The 25,017-nt window shown below is 61.5% G+C and carries 31 protein-coding genes and 2 pseudogenes; 16 read left to right on the plus strand and 17 right to left on the minus strand.

Translation table 11 applies throughout. The annotated features are described in order from the left end of the window. The first annotated feature begins 140 nt into the window (after window positions 1-140). The gene (locus tag AC0KUR_RS20490) at window positions 141-356 is read left to right on the plus strand and encodes a glycine zipper 2TM domain-containing protein (protein WP_234743368.1); all 216 of its coding nucleotides are present in this window, start codon (window positions 141-143) and stop codon (window positions 354-356) included. A gap of 126 nt (window positions 357-482) precedes the next feature. On the opposite strand, the gene AC0KUR_RS20495 is transcribed toward AC0KUR_RS20490, so the two are convergent. Beyond that, entirely contained in the window at window positions 483-1,544 is a 1,062-nt protein-coding gene (locus AC0KUR_RS20495) for a helix-turn-helix domain-containing protein (protein WP_226153370.1), read from the minus strand. 140 nt (window positions 1,545-1,684) lie between these two features. Here AC0KUR_RS20495 and AC0KUR_RS20500 point away from each other — a divergent pair, with 140 nt between their 5' ends. The 4 genes and pseudogenes from AC0KUR_RS20500 to AC0KUR_RS20515 all read left to right on the plus strand — a co-directional run. Further along, window positions 1,685-2,026 (plus strand): hypothetical protein, encoded by a 342-nt coding sequence (locus AC0KUR_RS20500; protein ID WP_234743370.1) that lies wholly within the window; start codon window positions 1,685-1,687, stop codon window positions 2,024-2,026. A 189-nt stretch (window positions 2,027-2,215) separates the two neighbouring features. Next, a complete protein-coding gene (locus AC0KUR_RS20505) occupies window positions 2,216-2,587 on the plus strand; it encodes a hypothetical protein (protein WP_127479540.1) in 372 nt (123 codons plus the stop codon). Beyond that, the gene (locus AC0KUR_RS20510; protein WP_226153369.1) at window positions 2,584-2,901 is read left to right on the plus strand and encodes a hypothetical protein; all 318 of its coding nucleotides are present in this window, start codon (window positions 2,584-2,586) and stop codon (window positions 2,899-2,901) included. Before AC0KUR_RS20505 ends, AC0KUR_RS20510 begins: the two co-directional genes overlap by 4 nt. 240 nt (window positions 2,902-3,141) lie before the next feature. Next, window positions 3,142-3,488, plus strand: a pseudogene (locus tag AC0KUR_RS20515) (transposase); the annotation flags it as partial. A gap of 174 nt (window positions 3,489-3,662) precedes the next feature. Here the strand turns inward: AC0KUR_RS20515 and AC0KUR_RS20520 are convergent. Beyond that, window positions 3,663-3,866 (minus strand): hypothetical protein, encoded by a 204-nt coding sequence (locus AC0KUR_RS20520; RefSeq protein WP_006413539.1) that lies wholly within the window; start codon window positions 3,864-3,866, stop codon window positions 3,663-3,665. A gap of 140 nt (window positions 3,867-4,006) precedes the next feature. Further along, entirely contained in the window at window positions 4,007-4,726 is a 720-nt protein-coding gene (locus AC0KUR_RS20525) for a Crp/Fnr family transcriptional regulator (protein WP_011548853.1), read from the minus strand. Between the two features lie 425 nt (window positions 4,727-5,151). Here AC0KUR_RS20525 and AC0KUR_RS20530 point away from each other — a divergent pair, with 425 nt between their 5' ends. Beyond that, window positions 5,152-5,370 (plus strand): glycine zipper 2TM domain-containing protein, encoded by a 219-nt coding sequence (locus tag AC0KUR_RS20530; protein ID WP_059236745.1) that lies wholly within the window; start codon window positions 5,152-5,154, stop codon window positions 5,368-5,370. Window positions 5,371-5,461: 91 nt separating this feature from the next. Next, window positions 5,462-6,643, plus strand: coding sequence for a DesA family fatty acid desaturase (locus AC0KUR_RS20535; RefSeq protein ID WP_027792669.1), 1,182 nt, complete (start codon window positions 5,462-5,464; stop codon window positions 6,641-6,643). Between the two features lie 64 nt (window positions 6,644-6,707). Here the strand turns inward: AC0KUR_RS20535 and AC0KUR_RS20540 are convergent, their stop codons facing one another. Then, window positions 6,708-6,887, minus strand: coding sequence for a hypothetical protein (locus AC0KUR_RS20540; protein WP_006413543.1), 180 nt, complete (start codon window positions 6,885-6,887; stop codon window positions 6,708-6,710). A 67-nt stretch (window positions 6,888-6,954) separates the two neighbouring features. Beyond that, on the minus strand, window positions 6,955-7,227 hold the full coding sequence (locus AC0KUR_RS20545; RefSeq protein ID WP_006413577.1) for a hypothetical protein: 273 nt from the start codon (window positions 7,225-7,227) through the stop codon (window positions 6,955-6,957). 262 nt (window positions 7,228-7,489) lie between these two features. Here AC0KUR_RS20545 and AC0KUR_RS20550 point away from each other — a divergent pair, with 262 nt between their 5' ends. After that, a complete protein-coding gene (locus AC0KUR_RS20550) occupies window positions 7,490-7,684 on the plus strand; it encodes a hypothetical protein (RefSeq protein ID WP_034196223.1) in 195 nt (64 codons plus the stop codon). A 58-nt stretch (window positions 7,685-7,742) separates the two neighbouring features. After that, on the plus strand, window positions 7,743-8,090 hold the full coding sequence (locus tag AC0KUR_RS20555; RefSeq protein ID WP_011548858.1) for a hypothetical protein: 348 nt from the start codon (window positions 7,743-7,745) through the stop codon (window positions 8,088-8,090). Window positions 8,091-8,211: 121 nt separating this feature from the next. Here AC0KUR_RS20555 and AC0KUR_RS20560 read toward each other — a convergent pair whose 3' ends face one another. Then, window positions 8,212-8,388: a CsbD family protein gene (locus tag AC0KUR_RS20560; protein WP_027792671.1), complete on the minus strand. Its 177-nt coding sequence runs from the start codon at window positions 8,386-8,388 to the stop codon at window positions 8,212-8,214. Window positions 8,389-8,970: 582 nt separating this feature from the next. Here AC0KUR_RS20560 and AC0KUR_RS20565 point away from each other — a divergent pair. From AC0KUR_RS20565 to AC0KUR_RS20575, 3 genes are all read left to right on the plus strand, one after another. Beyond that, window positions 8,971-9,117 carry a DUF3096 domain-containing protein gene (locus tag AC0KUR_RS20565; RefSeq protein WP_006413561.1) on the plus strand — a complete coding sequence of 49 codons (147 nt, stop codon included), beginning with the start codon at window positions 8,971-8,973 and terminating at the stop codon, window positions 9,115-9,117. Window positions 9,118-9,325: 208 nt separating this feature from the next. Beyond that, on the plus strand, window positions 9,326-9,526 hold the full coding sequence (locus tag AC0KUR_RS20570; protein WP_006413579.1) for a hypothetical protein: 201 nt from the start codon (window positions 9,326-9,328) through the stop codon (window positions 9,524-9,526). Window positions 9,527-9,541: 15 nt separating this feature from the next. Further along, window positions 9,542-9,700 (plus strand): DUF3309 family protein, encoded by a 159-nt coding sequence (locus AC0KUR_RS20575; protein ID WP_088924800.1) that lies wholly within the window; start codon window positions 9,542-9,544, stop codon window positions 9,698-9,700. A gap of 127 nt (window positions 9,701-9,827) precedes the next feature. On the opposite strand, the gene AC0KUR_RS20580 is transcribed toward AC0KUR_RS20575, so the two are convergent. Continuing rightward, window positions 9,828-11,117 (minus strand): cation:proton antiporter, encoded by a 1,290-nt coding sequence (locus tag AC0KUR_RS20580; protein ID WP_125381367.1) that lies wholly within the window; start codon window positions 11,115-11,117, stop codon window positions 9,828-9,830. A 281-nt stretch (window positions 11,118-11,398) separates the two neighbouring features. Here AC0KUR_RS20580 and AC0KUR_RS20585 point away from each other — a divergent pair, with 281 nt between their 5' ends. Continuing rightward, window positions 11,399-11,617 (plus strand): hypothetical protein, encoded by a 219-nt coding sequence (locus AC0KUR_RS20585; protein ID WP_125381365.1) that lies wholly within the window; start codon window positions 11,399-11,401, stop codon window positions 11,615-11,617. Between the two features lie 264 nt (window positions 11,618-11,881). On the opposite strand, the gene tkt is transcribed toward AC0KUR_RS20585, so the two are convergent. The 4 genes from tkt to AC0KUR_RS20605 all read right to left on the minus strand — a co-directional run bounded on the left by tkt (window position 11,882) and on the right by AC0KUR_RS20605 (window position 15,966). Then, window positions 11,882-13,957, minus strand: a complete 2,076-nt coding sequence (gene tkt, locus AC0KUR_RS20590) for a transketolase (RefSeq protein ID WP_234743371.1) — start codon at window positions 13,955-13,957, stop codon at window positions 11,882-11,884. 75 nt (window positions 13,958-14,032) lie between these two features. Next, window positions 14,033-14,812 (minus strand): PRC-barrel domain-containing protein, encoded by a 780-nt coding sequence (locus AC0KUR_RS20595; RefSeq protein WP_473376360.1) that lies wholly within the window; start codon window positions 14,810-14,812, stop codon window positions 14,033-14,035. A gap of 323 nt (window positions 14,813-15,135) precedes the next feature. Continuing rightward, window positions 15,136-15,498, minus strand: coding sequence for a hypothetical protein (locus AC0KUR_RS20600; protein WP_226153368.1), 363 nt, complete (start codon window positions 15,496-15,498; stop codon window positions 15,136-15,138). Window positions 15,499-15,588: 90 nt separating this feature from the next. Continuing rightward, window positions 15,589-15,966 (minus strand): Spy/CpxP family protein refolding chaperone, encoded by a 378-nt coding sequence (locus tag AC0KUR_RS20605; RefSeq protein WP_011548864.1) that lies wholly within the window; start codon window positions 15,964-15,966, stop codon window positions 15,589-15,591. 340 nt (window positions 15,967-16,306) lie between these two features. On the opposite strand from AC0KUR_RS20605, the gene AC0KUR_RS20610 reads away from it, so the two are divergent. Beyond that, window positions 16,307-16,489: a hypothetical protein gene (locus tag AC0KUR_RS20610; protein ID WP_011548865.1), complete on the plus strand. Its 183-nt coding sequence runs from the start codon at window positions 16,307-16,309 to the stop codon at window positions 16,487-16,489. A gap of 244 nt (window positions 16,490-16,733) precedes the next feature. Continuing rightward, window positions 16,734-17,162 (plus strand): PRC-barrel domain-containing protein, encoded by a 429-nt coding sequence (locus AC0KUR_RS20615; protein ID WP_027792673.1) that lies wholly within the window; start codon window positions 16,734-16,736, stop codon window positions 17,160-17,162. Window positions 17,163-17,261: 99 nt separating this feature from the next. Here the strand turns inward: AC0KUR_RS20615 and AC0KUR_RS20620 are convergent, their stop codons facing one another. The 5 genes and pseudogenes from AC0KUR_RS20620 to AC0KUR_RS20640 form a co-directional block, all read right to left on the minus strand. After that, window positions 17,262-17,981, minus strand: coding sequence for a Crp/Fnr family transcriptional regulator (locus AC0KUR_RS20620; protein ID WP_234743372.1), 720 nt, complete (start codon window positions 17,979-17,981; stop codon window positions 17,262-17,264). Between the two features lie 463 nt (window positions 17,982-18,444). Beyond that, window positions 18,445-19,033: pseudogene (locus AC0KUR_RS20625) on the minus strand (BPSL1445 family SYLF domain-containing lipoprotein). Between the two features lie 846 nt (window positions 19,034-19,879). Further along, window positions 19,880-20,431: a DUF1003 domain-containing protein gene (locus tag AC0KUR_RS20630; protein ID WP_234743373.1), complete on the minus strand. Its 552-nt coding sequence runs from the start codon at window positions 20,429-20,431 to the stop codon at window positions 19,880-19,882. A gap of 568 nt (window positions 20,432-20,999) precedes the next feature. Next, window positions 21,000-22,157, minus strand: a complete 1,158-nt coding sequence (locus AC0KUR_RS20635; RefSeq protein WP_431642881.1) for a toxin-antitoxin system YwqK family antitoxin — start codon at window positions 22,155-22,157, stop codon at window positions 21,000-21,002. A 156-nt stretch (window positions 22,158-22,313) separates the two neighbouring features. After that, a complete protein-coding gene (locus AC0KUR_RS20640) occupies window positions 22,314-24,080 on the minus strand; it encodes a hypothetical protein (protein ID WP_431642883.1) in 1,767 nt (588 codons plus the stop codon). A 220-nt stretch (window positions 24,081-24,300) separates the two neighbouring features. On the opposite strand from AC0KUR_RS20640, the gene AC0KUR_RS20645 reads away from it, so the two are divergent. Beyond that, entirely contained in the window at window positions 24,301-24,630 is a 330-nt protein-coding gene (locus tag AC0KUR_RS20645; protein ID WP_124470067.1) for a helix-turn-helix domain-containing protein, read from the plus strand. Between the two features lie 54 nt (window positions 24,631-24,684). On the opposite strand, the gene AC0KUR_RS20650 is transcribed toward AC0KUR_RS20645, so the two are convergent. Further along, window positions 24,685-24,984, minus strand: a complete 300-nt coding sequence (locus AC0KUR_RS20650; RefSeq protein WP_124470068.1) for a hypothetical protein — start codon at window positions 24,982-24,984, stop codon at window positions 24,685-24,687. Between the last annotated feature and the right edge of the window lie 33 nt (window positions 24,985-25,017).

Consider the following 25,017-nt stretch of genomic DNA (forward strand, 5'->3'; position numbering starts at 1 on the left):
CGGTACGTTAGCGGACGGACTGCGCGCGATCGACCGGCCATCATGAACCGATGTCCCGAATTTCATCGAGATGTCAGCGCATGGGCCTCCGTACGCCGTGCCGGATCAGACGGCGCCGCGGCACCCCAAAGGAGATGATCATGAGAAAGCTAGATTCCGTGGCACTCGAGATGGCGATAGTCACCATGACGATTGTCGTGCTGGCAGGTTGCGGTGGGATGTCTCACCGTGGAACGGACACCGTGATCGGGGCGGGTGTCGGCGGCGTCGCCGGCGCGGTACTGACGGGCGGCAGTGCATTGGGCACGGTGGGCGGCGCGGCCGTCGGCGGGGTGGTCGGCAATCAGGTCGGGTAATAGATCGGGCGTTTTCGGAAGACCCGGTACATGGGCAATTGGGACAGCATGGACATCGACTGGCTGAGAAACGTGTTCGGCAGGCATCCGTGTTATGTCGATGGCGGGACGCAGCCCAGGCAGTACCTACTTTTGCGACAGCAGCCGGTCGCTTTCCTTCTTGACTACCATGTAGCATTCGCACACGCGCCGCTCGAGGGCGCTGCGATCGACGACTTCAATCAATCCGCGCGAATAACGGATGATGCCTTCTTCCTGAAGCCGTTTTGCGGTTTCCGTCACACTGGCTCTGCGCACGCCGAGCATGTCGGCAATCAGTTCCTGCGTCATCCGCACGTTGCGCGAATCCAGCCGGTCAAGGCTCAGCAGCAGCCAACGGCAGAATTGCTGCGCGATCGAGTGATGGCGATTGCACACGGCCGTCTGCGCCATCTGGGTGATGAGCGCCTGCGTGTAGCGCAGAAACACGCGCTGCAATGCACCGCCGCGCGCGAATTCCTCTTTCACGATCTGTCCGCTCAGGCGGAACGCTTCGCCCGCGCTCTGGACGATGGCCCGGTTCGGCATCGTTTCACCGCCCATGAACAGCGCGACGCCAAGCAGCCCGTCGCGTCCGACCACGGCAATTTCCGCGGACGAACCGTTTTCCATCACGTACAGCATCGAAATGATCGCAGTCGTCGGCAGGTAGACGTGGCTCAGGTGATCGCCCGGTTCATACACTACATGCCCGAGCGGCAGCGCGACCCACGACAGATGGGGCTCGATGCGCTTGCGCTCGTCCATGGGCAATTCGCCGAGAAGATTGTTCGCTACTACGGGCGAGTCGGCCGCGTCGTCCCGCTCTGCGGGCACGACGCCTACTCCCGATCGGATTCGGTCGATGCGCGCAAGAAGCTTTGCATGCTGTGCTGCCTGTGTTTCCCGGTTTTTCTCGGGCAGCAAGCTCGACAGCGACGTACGCAACGTGTCGTGACCCAGTGCATCGAGGATCTTGATCTTGGTCAGGATGCCGAGATCGCTTTTGCCGGTGCGCCATGCCGAGATTTGCGCGCGCGTAAGCCCAAGGCTGTCGGCCAGTTGCGCATCGCTGCCGAACTGCCCCTCGCGCTTCAGTTCGTCGAACAGCTTGCTCCAATCAAATCGCATCGATCGATAGTTAAGTTTGGTGTCAAATTGATTTGACACCACGCCTGGTCGATGAAAAAATACGATGAGCGTTGGTATGTCAAATCCTAGAGACACTTATAGCATAGGCGCCTTCCGTCGTGAAACAGCGTCCGTGCTTCGGGCATTCACGCCGCGTTCGTGCGTTTCACGAGATCCGCATGAGTGATCGCCCGTCTTACATCCGTCTTCCTCCTTCGTTGTCCGACAGTGTTCTCGCCGTTGTGCCACCTTCCGTGGGCGATGACGAATTTGCCGCTCACCAGATCGAATTCATCCAGCGCGTTTTCAGTTATAGCGCTTATCTGCGCGAGCATGCGCGTGAGACGCCCGTCTCCGATTCCTTCCTCATTGCATTCGTTAGCCTGCTCGAGGCGATCGATGCAAATGCCCCCGAGGATGCTCGCCGATGCGCGCGGCAACTGCAGCAAATTCTCCGGATGCTCGTTGATGAGCCCGACGGCAGCCCACCTGAACCGGCTTCACCGCCCGCAATCTGTTGACCGGCTATTCCACGCCGCGCGGCCGCGTGCTGCGCTCGGCGGCAAATCCCGGGCACGGTAGCGGACAGAAGAATTGTTCGCACGATACTAGACTGCTCAAGCACTCAGACGGATCGATCGGCATACCGATTGATGATGATTAAGCCATCCATCGAAGGGTGGCTAAGCGATTGCTGGGGGAGCGGCGACATGAATATCGAAGCACTGGCTGCCCGACTGGCGCAGACGTTCGGTCCGCAGAGTCTGGCCGGACTGGCGCTCGCCGAATTGAAGCGCTGTCGGGCGAATGGCGAGCGTGCGGCCCTCATTCTGGAAAAGGGCACATTTGCCGTTGTGCACGACAGACTCAATCCCGACGATTTGCCCACTACCGTCAGGAAGCCAGCATTCGATTGCAGGGATCGCGTGGATGGCGGTAGCGGCAGACGCCTGCGATACCTCGCGCATTCGAACGGTTACGTCATCGTGTGCTGGACCGAGGGCACGCCTTTCGTTGTAAACGAACGGCACTGGCTTGTGATGAGGGTCTGCTCGCATCGCCATCGGATGTCGCCGGCGTGATCCCCGACCAGGCCGTGCTGCCGCTCGTCGCCACGAAAAGCCGCATCCTCGCCGGCGCGAGCCTCGCGACGTTCGACGCGGAAATCGTGGCGGGGCTTTCGATCGAGACCGTCCGCCTGTGGGCGTCGCTTCCCCGCATGCAGATCGCCGTCCGGAATGACTCCGGGGTTCCCTATCGCATGATCGCCGTCGAATCGATGCGCCAGTGGCACTGCTTGATCCAGTGGTTCCAGGATAACCGGTTCGCGGATGAACTTTCCGGCCGTTGCTTTTCCCGAAACAAATTCGACGCCATCTTCCGCAAGTTAGTGTGACCGGCGCGTCTAGCGGGCAGGGCATCCATACGATGCCGCCTTCAATCGAACTTGAAAAGGCAATCTTTCTCGATCACTTTACCGCCCTTCATCAAGATGCTTCGCGGAAAATCGTGGAGGGCTTGAGGGCGATTGCGTAATCTGACGCCTGACCTTAAAGGGAGCGGGAAAGATAATTACTCGACCCTAGGCACTTCAGGCGCCGGGTTGCTGGGCGAGTTATTGGTTAAAGCGTGGGGAATGGCCGATCCGATTGGCCGGTGAGTGCTGTGGGTTGGGGGGGATGGATGGCTCGCGCGACACGTTTCGAACCTGCATCGAACAGTTGCCTGAAGGCATCGCCGCGCGCATCGAAACGGTCACCATCGACATGACTACGGCCTATGAGCTGGGGATCAAGGCACAGTGCCCGCAAGCAGAAATCATCTTTGATCTGTATCGCGTCGCGGCAAAGTTCTACCGCAAGCCGGCCTGGGCGAAAAAGGCTTGGGAGGCAATGATTCGAACAGGCTCGGGAAAGCGGGATGGCCGCCCTGCAAAAGTTCGCCGGACGTTTGCAGGGCTACTGGCATGGAATCGTGACCCGAACGGAACAGCGCGGATCAAGGCCATTGCCGAATTCTTGATCCGCCTGTGCCAGTAGGCCCGATGCCGGAACGTCGGCGACGTAGCCTGCGGGACGCGCGCACGACAACGCGGAGCGCGAATGTCATGCTCCGCCTGTGTCGGGAGCAACGCCGTATCATGATCACAGTGCGTGCTCAATTCGGCGGATAGGCCATACCCCAGCGCTTTCTCGAATCGGCGATCCGTTGCTTCGCGGTCCGCAATCGTTCTTGCTCGGTCGGGCACGTATGCGTCGGCACTTCGGGCGCGGCGGGCATACCGTCGTCCGTTGCATTGTCCTGCTCGTATTTACGGCGTTGCTGCCCGACAGCGTCGTCTTTCTGCTTGCGGTCGTTCATCTGCCTGCTCCCGTGAATTCGCCTTGCGCGGGCGTATCGGCATCGACGACGCACGCGTGTCGAATACAGGATGACCGGGCCGGACGAAGAAGTCGGTACGATGCCGCGCAGTGTCGGCCAGCGCCGTTGCTGACGGATTCCTAGAGCCGCTTCAGGTCAGGAAGCAGGCGATCGAATTCGCGTTTGACCACGCTGTAGCATTCGCACACACGCTTTTCGAGCCCGGGTCGGTCCAGCACCTCGATATGGCCGTAGTTGTAGCGGATGAGGCCAGCGTCCTGCAGTTTCAATGCCGCTTCCGTCACGCCCGACCTGCGCACGCCCAGCATGTTGGCGATCAGCTCCTGCGTCATGCGCAACTGGTTCGATGGCAGACGGTCGAGGCTGAGCAGCAGCCAGCGACACAGCTGCTGATCGATCGAGTGATGACGGTTGCATACCGCGGTCTGCGCCATCTGCGTGATGAGCGCCTGCGTATAGCGCAACAACAGACGCTGCATCGAGTTGCCGCGCCGGAATTCTTCTTTCAGGACGCTCGCGTCGAGCCGGTAGGCCTGCCCAGCGCTTTGCACGACGGCGCGACTCGGCGTCGTTTCACCACCCATGAACAGCGACACGCCGATCATGCCCTCATGCCCGACGATCGCGATTTCCGCAGACGAGCCATCCTCCATCACGTACAGCAGCGACACGATCGTCGTGGTCGGAAAATAGACGTGATGAAGCTGGCCGCCCGATTCGTACAGCACTTTCCCGAGCGGCATGTCGACGATCGTCAGGTTCGGGATGATGCGTGCAAGCTCGTTCTCCGGCAGTGCGGCAAGCAGGTGATTTTCAGTGATGGGGGGGATGTCTGGCATGCGTGGTTCCTAGGCTCGCATCTGGCGCGATGGCGTTGTCTGGTCGCTTCGAGCGCAGCGGGGAGTGAGCGGGATTCACTATCGTATCTCGTCGTTCGCAGCTTGACGGTACGGTAGCTGAAAATAAGCCCGATTTCCTGACGAGCCAGGGACGGCCGTGATCGGCAAGGCTCAGGGAGCTGTTCGCCGCGCGATGTCGACTACAAGGAAGTCAGGTCAACGCCGGCTTTGGCGCCGGGCGCGGTGCAAGCGGCGCTTCCGTGAGACGGTCGGCCGGCATCCAGTCCGGTACGTTAGCGGACGGACTTCGCGCGATTTACCCCCCATCGTGATTCGACGTCTCGAATTTCATCGGGACGTCAGCCCAGGGGGTTCCGCGCGCCGTGCGGGATCGGACAGCGTAGCGGCGACCCGAGGAGATGATCATGAGAAAGCTACATTCCGTGCCGGTCGGGACGGCGATAGTCACCATAACGATGATCGTACTGGCGGGTTGCGGCGACATGTCCCACCGCGGAACGGATACCGTGATCGGGGCGGGTGTCGGCGGCGTCGCCGGTGCGGTCCTGACGGGCGGCAGTGCGTTGGGCACCGTTGGCGGTGCCGCCGTCGGAGGGGTTGTCGGCAATCAGGTCGGGAAATAGGAGGCTCGTCGAAGGGCAGGGAATCGGCACGCGCACGCGTCGTCACGGCGAAGCGTGCGCGGATACCAGTGTGGCGCGGAGTGCGAACGGAATGTCGGCATTTCTTCTGAACGGCGAACTGAGGCTGTCCTGGTTGCAGCTTGCGTGGGTCGTGTTCGTGCTCACGCATGTCACCATCATCAGCGTGACCGTGTACCTGCACCGCTGCCAGGCGCACCGGGCGCTGGATCTGCACCCGTGCATCAGTCACTTCTTCCGGTTCTGGCTGTGGTTGACGACCGGCATGCTGACCTCGCAATGGGTCGCGGTGCATCGCAAGCATCACGCGCGGAGCGAGACCCCGGACGATCCGCATAGCCCGCGAACCCGCGGCCTCGCGACCGTGCTGCTGCGCGGCGCGGAACTGTACCGTGCGGAAGTGCGGAACGAGGAAACGGCGCGCAGATACGGATCGGGGACGCCGGACGACTGGCTCGAACGCCACGTCTATGCCCGCTATCCGAATCTCGGCGTCGGGCTGCTGGTCGTGATCGACGTCGGGCTGTTCGGGTTGCCCGGCGTGGCGGCGTGGGCGATCCAGATGATATGGATTCCGTTCTGGGCCGGTGGCGTGATCAATGGCTTAGGCCATTTCAGCGGCTATCGGAATTTCGCGACACCCGATGCGAGTACCAACCTTTTCCCGCTGGGCATCCTGATCGGCGGCGAAGAGCTGCACAACAATCATCACGCGTACGTGACGTCCGCCAGGCTGTCGAATCGCTGGTTCGAGTTCGATATCGGCTGGGCGTACATCCGCCTGCTGGCGGCATTGCGGCTGGCGACCGTTCGGCGAGTCGCAACGCAGCCGCGCCTGCTCCCGGTCAAGGCAGTCGCCGACGACGCGACGCTGCAAGCGGTCATCCGCAACCGGCATGCGGTGATGGCCGCCTTTGCGCGCACGCTCGAGTCCGCCTGCCGGCGGGAACTGCGCCGCGTCGAGGACATGAGTCGAGACGACAAGCGCGCGTTCGCGCTCGGCATGAAACACTGGCTGCGCCAGGCCTGGGGCCATCGGAACAAGCCCGACCTGCGCGTGCTGACGAGCCCCAATGCCAACCGGCGAATACGCGTGTATGTGGATATGTACGACGCGTTGCTCGAGCTATGGACGTGGCCACACGCGTCGCACGAGCAATTGCTGGCTCAGTTACAGGATTGGTGCCGCTGCGCGGAGCAGAGCGGCATCGACGCGATCGCCGAATTCTCGATACACCTGCGCCGGTATGCGTGATCCCGGCCCGCCCGCGACCTGCGGTGCGGGACCGGTGTGCCACGGCGCGTGGCGCATCCGTCGCTCATCTCGCCCGATTGTCGGGGCGCAAATAACGCCACTTGCTCGCATTGGAGTTGATGCCGGCATCCTGACGGATGCGCTTTTCGGCGCGTTCGACATCGGCACGCGCGAGATCGTCCCGCTGTTTTTTCCGGGTCGCGTCATCGCGCCGGTCGATCGAGGTGCTTGAGTAATATTTCATGGATCGCTCCTGAGTGAGATGTGCTCGCGTCGCGAGACGCCGCATCGAGTCCGATGCGGCGGATGGATCAGATCGCCGTAGGGGCGATTCTGCCGTCGACGATGTCCTTGCCGAATTGCATCGCCAGATCGAGGGCGAGCGCCGCCGTTTGCGGAGCGCCATGCTCGAAAATGGTCGAGTAACGCGGCGCCGTTGCCGAGGTCGACGGAATCGTGTCGATGCGTACGATTGAACCGAAACGTTTCGGACCGGGGGCGTGGGGATCGCCGAACGGCGGGAAAAGCATTTGTGAATAGACGCGGAGTTCACGGCCGCGATATTCGAGAGTGGGAATGGTCATGATGTGCTCCTGACAGAGCGACCGTTGGCGCCGAAGGATTCGAGGGCGCCGATGCCTTGACAACGAACCGGCAGGTCTCTGTAGTGTGCGCGTTCAAAACCGGTTGCGCAATAAAAATATCGGATACCGAATCATATTGTCGATTCAGGTTGATCATCTGGCGTCAGCGAGGTGCCGCAAAACCTGCGTCCAAATAGTCGATACCGTACAGACCCGCGCGTGTCGCTCGGTTCAACATGAAGTCAATACCGAGGAGGCCGCCATGTGCATCCCACTTTCACCCGAGGTTGTCGAGACCCTCAAATCGCTTGATCGGATTCCCGATTCACAAGCCGATATTCCACGCGTCATAGCCGATGAACTGTTGACTCACGGGCTTGCATACGAGTCGCGCACCGGCGGTTCGATCAACATGACCGCCGCAGGCCGGCTGTGGCTGAATCGGTGCGCCGATTAGCGCGCACGCGTCGACCGGGTTTTTCCTGTACAACGATCCATGGACCCATGAGGCAACGATGAAAATCCAATCTACACGATGGTTTACGCTGGACCAATATGCGCCTGTGCGCGACGGATGGTATGAGGTTCGACTGGTGAGCGGAGACACGGCGTTTGCGAAGTTCGGCGACGGCGAATGGACGGAAAAGCCGATGCTCACCTTTACGCGCTGGCGAGGCTTGTGTTCCGATCCGGCCAAGTCGAGCGACCAGGAGACGCTTGCAGTGGATGCGACCGCAGATGCGACCGCGGCGAAAGGTGTCCGGGACGCGTGGGACACGTTCTTTCCCGGCGTGGGAGACGCGCAGCACAAGCCGCTTGCCGACGTGCACAGCGACCACCCTCGACGCATTGCGATATCTTGAAGGTCGGTCGGGAAGCGGGTAGCGCCGGATGTTGCCTGCACGCGCCGTCAACATCCGGTGAATTCGCGTCACGTTGCCCGATCGCGCGGTGCGATAGAACCGAACCGTTCGCGTGAGCATCCTACGGCCGCTTCCTGAGTTGCTCCTTCGCGTCACCGAATGACGCTTGCGTCTTTCCGATGACCTGTTCGACCTTGCCCTGCATCCTGGTCGATCGATTTCCCATGATTCTGCCGACCATTTCCTTCAGTTTGCCCTTCGCTTCCGCGATGCGGCCTCTCATCTGATCCCTGTTCATCATCTTGCTCCTTGACATGGATCGCATGTTTCACCGGTACGAAATCCTGAACCATCGAAGCGTCGTACTGGTGCTTCGGCGCGCGACAATCAGGATGCCGGAATACAGGTTGAGCGCGTTCGTGACGGAAGTCGGTACGATGCCGTACGTGAACCGGCACCGCCACGCGAGCAGGTGTATGCGGGCGGCTCCCGGGTCGATCGCTGCGAAGGGTGGTTGTCTGTTTTTACATGCTTGGTACGCTTTCGTACCGCATTCACGTTCGCCAGTGTGTAGCGTCGGGGATATCCACGAACTGCCTGAGGCGAATCATGCAGCGAAAAACACTTACATGAGGTACGCAGGGATCGCGTCTTGCTATCTGCGTCGTGGTGCAGGGATGCACGACGACCGGCACATCCGACGCGAGCGGCCGCCAGATCGACGAATGCCACATCACCGCCGCCGGCGTCGGCTCGCTCCTTGCGCGCTCTTGCGCGACCGCCAAGAGCCCGCGTGTCGCCTGGGTCAAGTCGCTGTAACGAGCATCGGAGGCAGCGCGGATTCGTATCCATCTGTCGTTTTCAATCTTGCGGAGGGCATATGCACATCCTCACGAGCGCAGGCCCACTGGTTTCGCTGATCGCCGGCATTCTGATTCTCGTCGTGCCGCGGCTGTTGAATTACATCGTTGCGATCTACCTGATCGTCATCGGGTTGCTCGGTTTGTTCGGAGGGCATCTCCACTGAACCGGGTCCCGTCACCCGAAAAAGCAGGTGACGAACTTCGCAGGTGGTACCCACGATCGTCGGCTCGTCGGTGTCGACAGGTCGATCCGTCGCGCGGTGCCGTGCGTCCGGTACGTCGCCGGACATACTCCACGCCCGCGTCCGCCTACCTTGATATCGAAAGAGTCGATGCACGTCCCGAACCGGGTGCATCGCGCACGAGCCCTGCATGAAGAAGCAGGACGACTTCCGTCCGGGTAACTCCGGCATTCGAGAGGCGACCCCGCGAATTTCGACGCGACCGGCGACGAACGGCGCGTGCGCGCGTCGACGTGGAATCGCTCGGGAGCGTTTCGACGGAAACATCGGTTCGATTGCATTCGGCGAGGCCAACGATGCGGACGCATCGCGGCATGACTGGCCGGATTGATTGAAGAGAGACGGCATGTCACTGGGACTACTTCTACTGATCGTTGCCGTGCTGCTGATGGTCGGGATGATCCCGACCCGGCGCTACAGCAACGGCTGGGGTTATGGTCCAAGCGGATTGCTGGGCTTGGTATTGGTCGTGTTACTCATACTGATGCGGCTGGGCAGGCTGTGACGCGGGACATCATCGACGCTGCAAGTTCATGGAAGGACTGTCGCCCGGCACCTTGAGTGTCGGGTGTGGCATCGCGCCAAACCGTTCGACCAGCCCACGCATCGCGTCACTACGCCCGTCCTGGGTCTCACGCATAACGACGCATCAGCGGCGCAGCTGAAATACCGTGCAGCACGATCGACACGGCGATGATGGCCAGTACCCACGGAACCATCGGCAACAGTTGCGCGCGCGGCTCTTGCTCGATGGCCAGCATCAGGTAATACAGGGAACCCACGCCGCGAATGCCGAACCAGCTGATCAGCCGGCGCTGGTGGTGCGACGCCCGGGAGCCGATCAGCGCAAGCTGGGTGGCGGCCGGCCGGATGACGAACAGCAGTGTCGCGACCACGGCCGCGCCCGCCCAGGTGAGCATGTCAGCCCAATACCGTGAGACGAGCGCGCCGATCAGCAGGATCAGGACGGCTTCGACGATGTGTTCAAGCTCGATTGTGAATCCCATGACCGATTCCGCGACGAAGGCATGGGCTTTGTCGGGATCGGTGGCGGTGGCTTCGACATCTTCGCTGTTCACGACGCCGACCGTCTCCTTCGACGTCTTCTGGCCGCTCGTTCGATGTTCGACGCGCCGCATCGCGACGCCCGCCGCGAACACGGCCAGGAACCCGTAGCCATGAATGGCGAGCGCCACACCGTACGACAGCATGATCAGGCCGAGCGCGAAGAACCCTTCGAGGCCGAGCGCCTGGCTGTGACGGCTGCGCAGGAATGCGACGAGCCGGGCCGTGACGAAGCCGAGCAGCCAGCCTGCGCCCGCACCGGACGCGATACCCCATGCAATGCCGCCGACCATGCTCCAGTAAAGCGCCGACGTCGTGCCGGAACCGCACAAAAGCATGCCGAGTACCGCGCACGGGTAGGCCGTGCCGTCGTTGATCCCACCTTCGGCGGACAACGAAAAACGTACCAGCTCGACGTCACCCGCGTCGCGCACGCCGACGTCATGAGCGAGCACGGGGTCGGTCGGCGCGATCATCGCGCCGAGAAGTACCGCGACACCGAGATTCAAATTCAGCACCAGCACGCCGAGCGCGGCGATCGACGCCACGGTGAAGATCATTGCGACGACGCCGAGCCGCAGCGGCAGCATCCAGCGGGGATCGGCGGGCGGGACACGCAGCCTCAGGCCGATCGCGAACAGCGAGATCAGCAAGCCGATTTCGGCAGCAATGCGCAAGTTCGTGACGTCGTCCGGCAATTTCAGCGACAGGAAGCCGGTGCCGGCCGGTCCGACCAGAAAGCCGATCCCGAGATACACCATGGCCGCACTCAGCGGCAGGCGCTTAAGCGACGATCCGATGAGTCCCATGAAAATCAGCAGGGCTCCGAAGATGAGGCATCCGATCGTTTCGGTCACTTTGCATACCTCGCGTGGATCACGTTGTGCTCGCCGCGTGTCGGCCGCAGGTCGCCATGCGACGTCGTGGAGGGTGGTGCGCGGCACGCACGGGACGGCTCGCGCCGGACGGGGCGCCGATGCCCCCCGCGCCCGTCGCACAGTATCGCGCCGGGCGCCTGCATTGCGGCCGTCGCTGCCGGGAAGTGCCCCGCGCGCATGCGATGTACGGTAGCGGGCAGAGCGGCGCAGTGCTTCGGCATAGACTGTCCGCCGTTCCTCACGACAACCGGAGCATTGCCATGGCCCACACAGCAATCGAGGAAGACCTCCGTTCACTCGAACGACTCATTGCACGCGTCGCCCCCGGTGAGCCTGCGCCATGGGCACTCTGGCGAATTAGGCTGGAATCGATTCTCGAACACGGCAGTCCGACGCCATCTGAACGCATGCATGTCGTCAGCATCATCGCCCTTATTCTCATGCTCGAGCGCCGAGCCGGCAAGCCCGCCACCGCTTGAGCATGGCGGGTGGCGGAATGGGCGGCGCTTCGCGCGTTCGGTTGGTTGTGGAAGGTCCCGGCGCCCGCCGTCCGCCACGCGCATGCCGGCAGTCACGGCCGTGCGCGAACGAGAATGCGCCAGTGCCTTATACAGGAGAGCGGAGCGGATCACGTGGCGCATCGTGCCCGATGCCCAGTCGATGGTCGACGCGGTACTCGAAGCCGGTATGTGCCATGCCAGCTGCGGCCCGAACGGTTGATACGCGTACGGGCCGTCCACGGATCAGGCGAGCAGTTTCAGTGCGTGGTCGCAGACGTTCTCGACCGTGAAGCCGAAATCTCGCATCAGCTGGGCGCCCGGCGCCGACGCGCCGAAACCCGCGATGCCGAGTACGTCGCCACGATCGCCGACATAGCGGTGCCAGCCTTGTGACACACCCGCTTCGATCGCCAGCCGCGCGCCGACCGACTTCGGCAGCACGGCGTCCTGATATGGCTGGGGCTGAGCGTCGAATAATCTCCAACAGGGCAGCGACACCACCCGAACCGCTACGCCGCGCGCGAGCAATTCGACTTGTGCTGCCAGCGCGAGCGTGACTTCCGAGCCCGTCGCGATCAGGATCAGCGTGGGGTGGCCATCGGGGGCATCGGCCAAGACGTAGCCGCCACGCCGCAAGCCCTCGGCCGGCGCGAACCGGAGGCGATCGATGGTCGGCACGTCCTGGCGGGTCAGTACCAGCGCAGTCGGTCGCTCCCGCGCTTCGAGCGCCACACGCCACGCGACGGCGGTTTCATTGGCATCGGCCGGTCGAATCACCAGCAGGCCCGGGACCGCACGCAGTCCGGCAAGCTGCTCCATCGGCTGATGTGTCGCACCGTCCTCGCCGACGGCGAGACTGTCGTGCGTGAACACGTAGATCACCTGCAGACGCATCAATGCGGCGAGCCGGATCGGCGGACGCATGTAGTCGGAAAAGATCAGAAAGGTCGCGCCGAATGGCCGGATGCCGCCGTGGGCCGCCAAGCCGTTCAGGATCGCGCCCATCGCATGCTCGCGCACGCCGAAATGCAGATTGCGGCCGCTACGGCTCCAGCCGCCGCCGTCGGACCCTTGTCGGTCGAGCGCGTTCACGCCGGCGGCCTCGAAATCGCCGAGCCCGATTAGCGCGGTGAAGGTGGAGGGGTTTAGGTCGGCGGAGCCGCCGACCAGCGACGGGACGCGGGAGGCGAGGGCGTTCAACACCTTGCCGGATGCGACCCGCGTCGCCATGCCTTTCGGATCGGCCGGAAAGACCGGGATATCGCGGTCCCAACCGTCGGGCAGCTTGCCGTGCACAGTGTTCAGCAGCATCCGAGCCAGCTCGGGGAACGCGCGCGTATAGGCCTCGAACCGCGCGTTCCACTGCTCTTCCCGTACTCGCCCCTCCGCCAGCGCCCGGCGAAAATGCGCGAGCGCCGGTGGGGGAATATGAAACGCGGGATCGGGCGGCCAGCCGAGGTTGTGCTTGGTCAGGCGCACCTCGGCATCGCCGAGTGGCGATCCGTGAGCCTGGTACGTGTCTTGCCGGTTGGGCGAGCCATAGCCGAGATGCGTGCGCACGAGGATCAACGACGGACGTCGCTGCTCGGCGCGTGCGTTGACCAGCGCCGCATCGATGGCGGCCAGGTCGTTGCCGTCTTCGACCGTTTCGGTATGCCAGCCGTAGGCGTCGAACCGTTGTGCGCGATCTTCGGTGAAGGTGATCGCGGTGCCGGCGGACAGCGTGACGCGATTATCGTCGTACAGGCAGATCAGCTTGCCGAGCTGGAGATGGCCGGCAAGCGATGCCGCTTCCGCCGCGACGCCTTCCATCAGGTCGCCGTCGCTGACGAGTGCGTAGGTGCGGTGATCCACGATCTCGAAGCCGGGACGGTTGTAGCACGCGGCGAGCTGCGTTTCCGCCATCGCCATGCCGACGGCGTTGGCGAAACCCTGGCCGAGCGGGCCGGTCGTCGTCTCGACACCCGGAGTGAGGCCGCGCTCCGGATGGCCGGGCGTGAGGCTGCCCGATTGCCGGAAGCGGCCGATCTGATCTAGCGGCAGGTCGTAGCCGGTGAGGTGGAGCAGGCTGTACAACAGCATCGATCCATGTCCGGCCGACAGGATGAAGCGATCGCGATCGAACCATGCCGGATTGGCCGGGTGATGCTTGAGATGACGCATCCATAGCGCATAGGCCATCGGCGCGGCGCCGAGCGGCAGGCCTGGATGGCCGCTCGCCGCTTTCTGCACGGCATCGATCGACAGGAAGCGCAGCGTATTGATGCAGAGCGCATCGAGTGCCGCCCCTTGGATTGACGGGAAATCGGTTGAGGTCATGCAACTGCTCCTTGGCGTTCGGTCACGCAACATCCCAAACGGGATGGTGGTTGCGTTGACGGCCCGTCGTCCGCGTTATCGGTCTCGGGGCCAGTAGCCGTGCTTGCCGTAGAATTCGTGCAACTCGATTTCGTAGCTTCGATGCACGAGCTGCGAGTCGTCGTAGGGAGGGCTGCGGCGGATCGCGTCGCGCGTGAGCGTGGCCGACACCGTTTCCGTATGCCATTCCACCTGGTCAAGCCAGTGCGTCGCGATCAGGACTTCCTTGCCGGTCGACCACCAGCTCGACGTGTCGATCGCCAGATAGCGGATCACCCAGGCTTCATCGTCGTAAATGAAGTCGGACACGTGACCGATATGTCCGTCCGTGGCTTCGAGCCGATATCCGTCGACCTCGCCGGTGCTGCGCAAATGCGTATCCGTCGGCGCACTGGCCGGCGCGCCGTGCGAGAACAGCGGGTCGCCGGCATCGAGATCCTGCGACGGTCCGGCCGGATCGAAAGCCGGGTAAGCACCCATCCCCCAAAGGTTCGGGCCGCCCCAGTAAGTCGGGTAGTTGTAGTAACGCAGGTACTCGATCTCGTGCTGGCGCGATACCGGCTTGTGCGTGTCCAGATTCGGGCTGTCTCTCACCTGCTCTTGCGACAGACTGACATATAGCGTGCGGAATTCGGGATGTGTTACGGAATATGGCGAGATTAGAACCCGTCTGTCGTGCAGCCAGTCGCCCGTCTCGACGACGAGGTAGCGAATACACCAGTTGTCGTCGTCGAAGTAGGCCTGGTTAATGTGCCCGATATCGCCGTCCTTCGCTCGAACCGTGTCTCCGTGCAACCTTCGGATGCTTCGCAACATGATGTCCTCGTCAGAGCGATGCCCGGCACTTCGGTGATCCGGCTGACCTGCCTGCCGTGCAGTGGTATCCAGCCGTTCGCCCGCCGATGCGGAGCGATGCCTGCCAAGCGCGTCCCCTCGGGTGGCCGGCATGATTGAGACGCTACACGCGACGAATGCCCGATGCGGTACGAAACCGTACAATGCGCGCACGGGCGCGAACCGCCCCTCCCGGCATGTCGCGACACCTCCTCGCCAGCTTCGTCATCAGGATCACGAAGCAGTGAGGATCGCCACATCCACGTGCCGCCAGGTGTACCCGTCCGCCGGACTGGATTCGTACGTCAACGCAGCCGCAGCGGGATGAACAGCGAGACGCCGGGCGCCGGTGCCGGCTCGTAAACCATCGGAGGCGCGGCATAAGCGTCATCCTCGCCATCGTAATAGCCGTCGCCTCCATGCCGGTGATGGTCGTAGTAGCGACCGCCCTGATGTGTCATGCGCGCGTGATTGCCCTTGTCCCAGCCGTGATTCATTCTCTCCGCATGCAACTGCGGTGCAACGACAAGGCAGCCGAACGCAACGATCATGCCGACGAGCCGCGTGCCTGATCTCGGCGCCACCGTGTTTCGACGTGCGTGTCCGGCAGAAACGTCCATCATGTTCTCCCGTGTACGATCCGCAATCTGCCGGTCAGCGGCTGTCATCGACAGTCGGTATCGGCAGAAGGTCCGGAACTATTGCTCCTTGATCAGGTGGCGACCGTTGCCACGGAAAATCGCATTCGCGTTCTGCTTTTACGTATCGGACATCTTGTCGTAAAGCGGCTGAAACGCCGTGGTCAGCTTTTTGACGCCATCTGCGTGCACGTTGGTGACTTCGCCATAGGAATGAAGATCGCCCATCGCGCTCATGTCGTTCGCGTGATCGCTACGTGCCTTCCTGAGCGATTCCATCGCGTTCGCGTTGTCGCGCATCACCTGCGCCACCGGCTGCCACAGCGATTCCTGGCCAGGCGTGATGCCAAGCCGCTGGTGCAGGCTGTTGATGCGCCCGTCGATCGACCTTTGCGCCGCCACGGGCATGATGTGGGGCGGTGCTTGATCCGGTGCGGAGCCGCGGGCATTCGAGAGTGAGGGGAAGACGGCCGCGCCGAGGGCGACTGTCGCCGCCACGGAGAACTCGCCGGCAATCTGTCGGGGGAGAGCGAGAAGAACGAGTGTCGTGGCGGATCCTGGTGAAAAATTGGGAAGAAGTCGACGTACCGCGACGCATCCGGTCGGCGGCGAATTTCGGCCCGGTAGCCCAGCTATACGCGGGATGCGCGGGCTCAGTCTGTCCGATGCCGGACGGTTTGCCGGTGTACGTGGCCGTTTCGCGATGTCCGGCGGATCACGCTCGCACCGGGCGGAATATTCCAATCGGGCCTATGCTGGCATCGTGACCGGAGGCGTTTCACGCTGGTGGGCCAGATGAATCCGGCCCGATCCGACCATCAACTCCACGGAGGCGGTTATGCGCAGCAGGTATCGAGAGCAGCATACGAACGGTGGCAAGAGCGAGCGCAATGTCGACGAGGCGGTGGAGGGGACGTTCCCCGCCAGCGATCCGCCGTCGATCGGTGGTGTCACGAGGATGATCTCCCGCCCGGCCCATCGAAAGCATCACCGGAAGTCGTTGCACATCAAGCACCGCTAGCGCAGGGGCAGCGCCCTGCGAGACTACGAAGGATCGAGTCGTCGCCGGTATTCGGCGATATCGATAAGCGTGGCGGAATCGGTCGGAGCGTCGGCGAGCCAATATTCCCGAGGTGCTCGGGTACGGAACCGTACCGACTTCCAATGCCGGTGCGCGCAGCGTTTCCTCGTGCGTCGAGTGCCGCTTTCGATGTCGAGGCCGTGTACGAGACGGATATTCCCGGAACTTGTCCAAGGAGGACATCATGAGGATGCTCCACACCCCCGACCGATCCGGGGATGACGGCAACGGGGGCAAGCTCGTCGAACGCGATGCTGGCGATGAACCCGGTCATATGGTGACGACCGCCGATGTCCTGAGGGGCAGCAAGATCATCGCGTCGGACGGTGAGGATATCGGCAACGTGTTCGACATCGTGCTCGATTTGCACCACGGCAAAATTGCCTACGCGGTAGCGTCCAGCGGCGGCATGGGCGAGATGCTTTGTGCCATTCCGTGGAGTGCGATGAAATACGATGTCGGTGACAAATGTTTCCACCTGGACGTGACCGCCGCGCATGTCAAAAGCACCCCTGGCTTCGACGACGAGCATTGGCCGGTGATGACGCAATCGCAGTGGGGATTGTCGCTTCACCAGTACTACAATCGGGCGCCGTACTGGGTCGTCGGATGAGGCGAGGTTGGCGGCAAGGTGTCGATCGGCCGCTTCCGGGCCTTCTCGGGCATCGAGTGCAGTTGCGGGGAAGGCCGGCACGATGCGGCTCAGTGGCGGCTAGAGTCTCTTCAGATCGGGAAGCAGGCGATCGAATTCGCGTTTGACCACCGCATAGCATTCGCACACGCGCGTTTCGAGCCCGGGTCGGTCCAGCACTTCGATATGGCCGTAGTTGTAGCGGATGAGGCCCGCGTCCTGCAGCTTCAATGCAGCCTCCGTCACGCCCGACCGCCGCACGCCCAGCATGTTGGCGATCAGTTCCTGCGTCATGCGCAACTGGTTCGACGGCAGGCGGTCGAGACTGAGCAGCAGCCAGCGGCACAGCTGCTGATCGATGGAATGATGGCGGTTGCACACCGCGGTCTGCGCCATCTGCGTGATGAGCGCCTGCGTATAGCGCAACAACAGGCGTTGCATCGCATTGCCACGCCTGAATTCTTCTTTCAGGACGCTCGCGTCGAGCCGGTAGGCCTGCCCAGCGCTTTGCACGACGGCGCGACTCGGCGTCGTTTCGCCGCCCATGAACAGCGACACACCGATCATGCCCTCATGCCCGACGATCGCGATTTCCGCAGACGAGCCGTCCTCCATCACGTACAGCAGCGACACGATCGACGTGGTCGGAAAATAGACGTGATGAAGCTGGCCGCCCGACTCGTACAGCACCTTTCCCAACGGCATGTCGACGAGCGTCAGGTAAGCGGCGAGGTGAGCGCGTTCGTTTTCCGGCAGCGCGGCAAGCAGGTGATTTTCGGTGATGGGCGGGTTGTCCTGCATGCGTGGCTCCTGCGCTCGCGCTCGGGCGACGATGAAGAATCCAGCCATTAGGGGCGCAGTGGGAATCGGCGGGAGAGGCCAATCCTCACACTTTACCGATCCGACGACCGGACGGGATGGCGGCAGCAATATGTCCCTTTTCTCGATGAGTTCGGGAGACCGTTCGAGCGGGAATCCTGCATCAAAAATTATAGTGCCGGCACATGTCTCATCAAGGTGGGCGCAATCACGCGCACTCGATACGGAACCGATATTTCACGGAGCAGTTGACGGGAAATCGATCGCGGTCGGCAGGCCTGAGCGGTGTCGACCGCGGAAGGATGAGCCGCGATGAAGCGCGCGCGCGTCCGCTCCGTTGCCGGACAGGTGCCACACGAGCACGGTTACGCGCCGTTCAGGCGAGTCGAATTCAGATCCGCCGCCGCGTCCTCAGGGCGCCGCGTCTGCCGGCTCACGCTGAGCACTACAGTGTCTTCAGCTTCGAGATCTTCGTTCCTTCAAGCGTCACACCCGCCATCAACCCGCTGTTCGTCAGCACGAATGCTTCGATCGGCGCGGTCGCGGTGATGGTGTCGACATTGCCGTTCGCACCAACTTTCAGGACTGCAACTGATGCGTCGCCGCCTGCCGACCAGCCTTCGCTGCTACGGAACCGATTAAGCGCGTCCTCGGTCATGAACAGGAAAATGATGGCTTTCGATTGTGCGCCGATCTGCAGCCCGATCGAGCCGGTCGTGGTGCTGTAGTACCCGACGGTGCTGCCGGCCACGCGCAGCGAGCCTTCACCGTACTGACCGCCGATCCAGAAGCCGGCCGCGATGACCGATGGGAACACCAGCACGCCACGCGCCTTACCGACAAGTTCATGTAAGCCGTTGGCGCTGGAGTAAAGACGTGCGAGGGTCGAGTCGACACCCGCATCGATGGTGTGGCGTTTGTCGGTCTGGTGGCCGCTGGCGTCGGATGTTCCGGTCATCGTGCAACCTGAAACCGCGAGGGGAAACAGCCAGGATCGATCCCGGCGTACCCCATAGAAATGTTCGTCGTAGCATCATCGTCTCCTGATTGTTGCCCGAGCTTTCGAGGCTACGTCAGGACGGCCACGGATGCGGTACGACAGCGTACAAAGGCGCAACATCCGCGTTGTCCCGCGTCGCGTTCGGCTTCGCGGCACGTGCAGCGTGTGCGGGTGAATGTCGGTCGATGCCGCGCAACCGGTCCGTCTCCGCAAGCGTCCTTCACCGTACAGACACGCCATCTCGTTGTCGGGACGATGTCCTCTGCAACCATCCGTTCGTTCGTGCGTGACCTGTACACGCACATCGACGTGGTTCACGTCAGCGGTGAATGATTCCGTCATTCGTCTCCGGTCGATCAAACGAAGCAACGTGCCTGGATCCGACCGGCAAGGAGAGCAACATGCGTGCGTCTGTCTACGTCTGTCTTGCGGCTATTGCGACCGTGCTTGCCGGATGCTTTTGGGTACCCGGTGAGGGCTATCGCGGCGATCGAAACGGGGGGTATGGCGGTGCGTATGGCGGCAATCACGAAAGCGGATGGAATCGAGGCGACACTTCGCGCGACCACATGAATCATTCCGGGCGTTCCGATGACCAGGGGCCGCATGGGGCAGGGCAACGGGAAGGATGGTAGGTCAGGGCTGCGGGCGTCACATGAAAACAGCGTCCTTCCGGTGCGCTTCATCATGACCGATGCCGCGGCTCGGCAACGCACACGTCGCCGTGTCGAAGTTCTCCTTTCATATCCCGTTGTACGGCGATTCTCCCAAACAGATCGATCGGAAGAAACGACCGGCAGTCGCCATGGATGGCCGGGCCGCGTCGTTCGCCATTCGATCGCGTCGTTTCGCGAAGCTGGCGCCCCGGATACCCCATTGCTCACGTCCTGCCAGACTCGAGCAGGTTCTTCAGCGCCGCCATTTGTTCCTTCTGCATGTTCAGCAATTCAGTACATTGCTCCTCGCGCAACCCGTCCAATTTTTCATGGAGCAACATGATCTCGAGTTCGGCCTTCAGATTGATTTCGTAATCGTGTTCGGCAGAGACCCGGTCCTTGTATGACTGCCGGTTCTGCGCCATCAGGATAATGGGTGCCTGGATAGCTGCCAGCATCGAGAGAAACAGGTTGAGCAGGATATACGGGTAAGGATCGAAGGCCTTGCTGTACGTTGCCAGAATCAGCGAATTCAGACTGACCCAGGCGACCATGACGACGACAAAGCACGTGATGAATATCCACGACCCGCCGAAGGCGGCAACGGCATCCGCTGCGCGCTGGCCGCGCGTTGCCGCTGCATCCAGTTCTTTCGTGGGGTCTCTCGCGACGTGCTTTCGCTCCGAGATGAGATGTGCAACATTCTTCGTGCGCTCGTCCAGTGATTCATAGGGGACGCCAAAGAATTTTTCGGCAAGCTCCGCAGGTTTACGCATGTTGCTCTCCGCGCGCGGTCGCACAATCAGAACAGAATAGAACCGCAGTCAGGTCATTGCAAAAGGCTGGTTGCTCGGCAACCGCGAAGCAACGAAACCGAAACGGCCCGAACAGCGGCCTCTCCCGGTTTCGTTGCCATCCGACCCAATGGACAAAGTCCCGCGCGATCCCGCACCCTACCGGAACCGGAGCGGTATGAACAGGCTGACGCCTGGCGCCGACTGCGGCGCATAAACCACGGGTGAGAGCGAAGTCCGAGCGTGGCCGACAGCCAGGAACAAATTGCAATAGAAACGGGAACAGCTTTACGGAAAAGAGCGGCAGCGGCTCGCGGATTCCATTTGGATCATTTTAATTTGACATAATGGAATCTCTCGTCTGAAACGAGTAGTCGCGGAGCATCCGAGTCTGGATCACCAGCACCGACTGGCCAAGAATACCGCTCGCTTAATTGTTCGTTATTCTGAATCGAATAATCCATCTACGTCCAGATTCAGCGCGAATAGTCAAAAAAATGAAACGGCGAATCTTCGAACGATATCCCGCAGACCCGCCGGAAACGGTGGATTACGACGGCTGCTTCCCGGCTCGGCAGTTGTCGACCCATTCCCATGCCATGTCGTACGGGATGATCGCATCGGGACCATTCTTGGCTACGAAATTATTCTGCCACTTTTGTGTACACGCGTTTTCTTCGGTCGGCCACGCGTTGCGATCCTCGGTAGGGGCCGATGAAGAGGGCGACGCGGATGCTGCTGCATTGTTGCCGACAGGCGGGAAGCGTTGCTCACATTCCTCTGACCACTTTGCTTCTTGCTGACCACTAACGTCCATCGGGTCCGGTGGCGTAGCGTTTCGAAGGTCGCGGATACAGGCTTTCACCTTTTTGCTATGCTCAAGGGTTGCGAGCGTGTTCGCTGTAGTCTGTGCTTCTTCTGGCGTTGGTACCCGCGTGCCCATTTGCCATACGTCGTGGCTGATGAGTTCGCCAGTGTTGGGATCGAATCGATCCTCGGCACCGTCGAGTTTGTCGTTGGAAAATGATGAGCGGTAGATGACGCGCTTGCCATCGGGTGCATAGCGGATCATTTGCCCGTTGGCCGCACCGTTTTCATAGTGTGCTTCCAGGAGCGTGTTTCCGGTCTTGCCGTCGTACGTCTTGACCGTGCCGTCGAGCCATCCGTGCTTCCATGGAAATTCCCCGATGAGCTGTCTGGTCGGTGCGTAGTAGACCTTCTCTGCCCCGTCCGGCTTGCCGTTGCTAAAATTGACATCTAGGACGGTACGATCACCGGTGTTATCAAAGACCTGCATCGAGCCGGTGAGTGCAGCGCTGCTGAACGACATTTTCATGCGAACGGTATCCGATTGCGGCGCCTTGCAGACGACATCACCATCGAGTATGCCCTCGGTCACCTTTGCATCGCAGAGGAACTGATGGATGGCCATCGGACTGATGCCATCACGATAAGCTTCGGGCACGACGTACGCGCTGCTTTGCATCATCCGTTGGTAGCCCGGCTGGTTATTCAGAATGTCGGGGACTGGCACGTTTGTGACTTTTCCGGAGAACGGTGAGTTCGCGTCACCAGCATAGACCTTGCCGTTGACGATCTGAGTGTTACGGTAGTCGAGGGCATCGCCCTTGCAGCCACTGAGGATGAGGGCTGCGAAAGCGATCGCAATTGGTACTGCGAGACGTTGGCGAAAGTGGGTGGTTGCCATGGCTGGAAATATGATTGAAGACGCGATCGTGACGCGGTGGTTTGAGCGACCGCGGGTACAAAAAAACCGACCGGCGAGCCGGTCGGCTGAAATGGTTCTGGCTATCCGAGGGGGGTACATGCCAGAACCCAGGCCAAGCATTGCAAGCTGTTTAGTTCAATGCGGCGCGGCGACGACCGAGTTAAGTGCGGTCAACAAGGTGCCAGGAAGATCGGATGCGAACTGCAGGGATTTGTCGGTGTAAGTAGACGGGTACAGCCAGCCGACCTGCAGTCGTCCAGCGCGAAGTGCAACGACAAGCTTGGCGCCGAGGGCGAGAGGTTGGAGTCGAGCGTTCCCCGAAGTCAGTGCCGAAATATCGGCGGTCGCGAAGTCGAGTACCAGCACATTGGCGTTTCTGGCGTATGCGGACCACGTGCCAAGCGTGTTGTCGACGACGGCGCGATGATCTGCCGACAGCTGAATCGTGCCCAGTCCGACATTCAGTCCGGCCATAGCGATGCCGACAGCCTGTTGAACCGAGTTGTACGTCGTAGTCGAACTGCCGGACGTCATGACGATCGTGTTGCCGTCCATATAGGCGGGAACTCCACCGCAGACCAACCCGCCTTGCACAACAGCGTTGTCACACATCGGAACGGATACCGGCAGTACGACGCGGTCGGCCGAATAGGTCTGGATGCCGAGGTATGCAGTCGTGCCACTCGGGAATATGGTGCCGGTCAATTGCGATGCATGAGCGAAGTCATAGAAGCCCGGTACGGCAGGCGCGGCGAACGACAAGGGTTGGCCGGACAGGTCAACGGAACGTGCCTCATACGTGAACCCCATACCCGATACCGGGTCGGAGCCGGATAGCGTCGCGCCGATACGCGAAAGAGGCAGCGGGGTGAGCCGCTGAGTCTCCGAGACGAGGTTCGACCACGTTCCGTCTTTCTTCAGCGCGTACTCGCCGGCAAGCCCGTCGTATTTGTCGCCGTTGTACGCACCGAGACCGACATTGGTCCAGTTGTCGGTTCCGGCCGGCAGGTTTTCCTGTCGATCGGTCTGCAGGGCCCCATTGACGATCTGGCGGACATTGCGAACCAGCGCTTGATTGGTCGAGCCCGGCGTCGGGTTGTATCCGCCGAAGAACGAGATCAGGTAATCGACAAAGCTGTAGGTGGGTTTGGCGAGGACCTGCGAGGCGTCCGCGATCTGGTAGACCGGTTTTGCCGCTTGGGTGGCTAGATCGTCCTGAGTGATCGCCGTCACGCTGCCCTTGGCGACCATGGCGTTCAGGGCATTGCGAAGCGTCGCGGCATCGACCGCGCCCTTGACCGAGAAGGTTCCGAGCTTGTCCACGATCTGCGCTGCGAGCGCTTGGGTCGCCGCATCGCTGTTCGCGAGGTAGTCGGCATTCGGATCGACCTGTTTGCCAAGCAGGTTTTGCACGGCAGCGATGGCCTGCGGGTGGCTCAAACCGGTCTGCATTTGGGCGCCAACCAGTGTCGTGAGCGGACTGATAACCTGCGATGTCGTGGGTTGGATGACCTGCGACAGCGTGAAGGTGGCGGGGAACTGGAATCCCGCTGGGCGAGACTGGTCCTTGGTCGTCGGTGTGACCTGGACGAGTAGCGTTTTTCCGGTTGTGTCGCCGCTATACGGAATCGAGAACTGGCCGGTCCCGTCCGTGACCGCCGTGGGCTCTCCAGAATCACAAACCCCGTTGTTGTTCAGGTCCAAGCAGACCGTTGCACCGACCAGGTAACCGTCGATGGCTTTACCGGTGACCGCAGGTGCCGGCGTTGTCGGCGTGCCTCCGCCCCCGGGTGACGGCTGACTGGGGCTAGAATTGCCGCCACCGCCGCAGGCGGCAAGGGCGGTCGCGACAGACAGGCCCAGGATGTGTTTGCTGAACCCCGTATGTTTTTTGGCTTTCATTGCTTTCTCCGTTTGACGTGCTCGTCCCGTACGGATGGGCACATTGGATGTAGTGTTTACTCGACAATTCAAGGCGCACGGATATAGCTGGATCGATACGAGCTCGAACCAGCAGGACGCTCGAGGCAGCCAATGGACGTCGTAATGTAGATTATATACGTCTATAATTGAAGTGTTTACAGCGTCGTTAATCAGTCGACGGGCGGGCATCCTGCACGCCATGGCTACTAGGCGCTCAACTTCCGCTGCATCAAGACCTGCCCCGATCTCGATTGCTCTTGGCAAGCGAGTCAAGGAGTGTCGACATGCGGCCGAGAAATCTCAGGAAACATTGGCTTTCGAAGCGCACGTTGACCGCACGTATATCTCCGCGATCGAGCGTGGTATCGCCAATCCATCTGTCGAAACGCTCGCGAACATCTGCTACGTCCTCAATGTGACGTTGGCCGAACTCTTTGCGCCGTTGGATGGCGTGTCGCTGAAACCGACGGGAGAGCGCCGAGCGAATGCGGCGACGCCGCCGGAAATCAAGCGGCAGCGTCTGCGTTAACGGTCACCGCCTCGAGTTGCCTAGACGGCGACTATTCGCTAGGCGGAGTGCCGTTCAATAATCGCCAGGTAGCAGAAGCGTTGTCACGGACCGATCCCATTCAGTAATGAGCCAAACGGTCTGTCCATCAGCGAGGACATAACTGGACAGGATCCGTGATCCAGCATCGACGGCCAGTTCGTTTTGTTCCCGATCGGATTCAGATAGATCTCCCCAGTCCCCGCAGGCGTGTCGGATCAACAGATTGATGATCGAGACGTTCGCATTGGCGACGACACTCAGCGCGGCGGGTGTGGCAAGGACTCGGCCGAGCTTGAAGCGCGGGCCGGGCAGACGGTTGGATGTCGAATTCATGGTGTTCTCCAGTGAGTGGACGAGCAACGGCCT

This window comes from Burkholderia sp. YHN3-13, assembly GCF_055810675.1.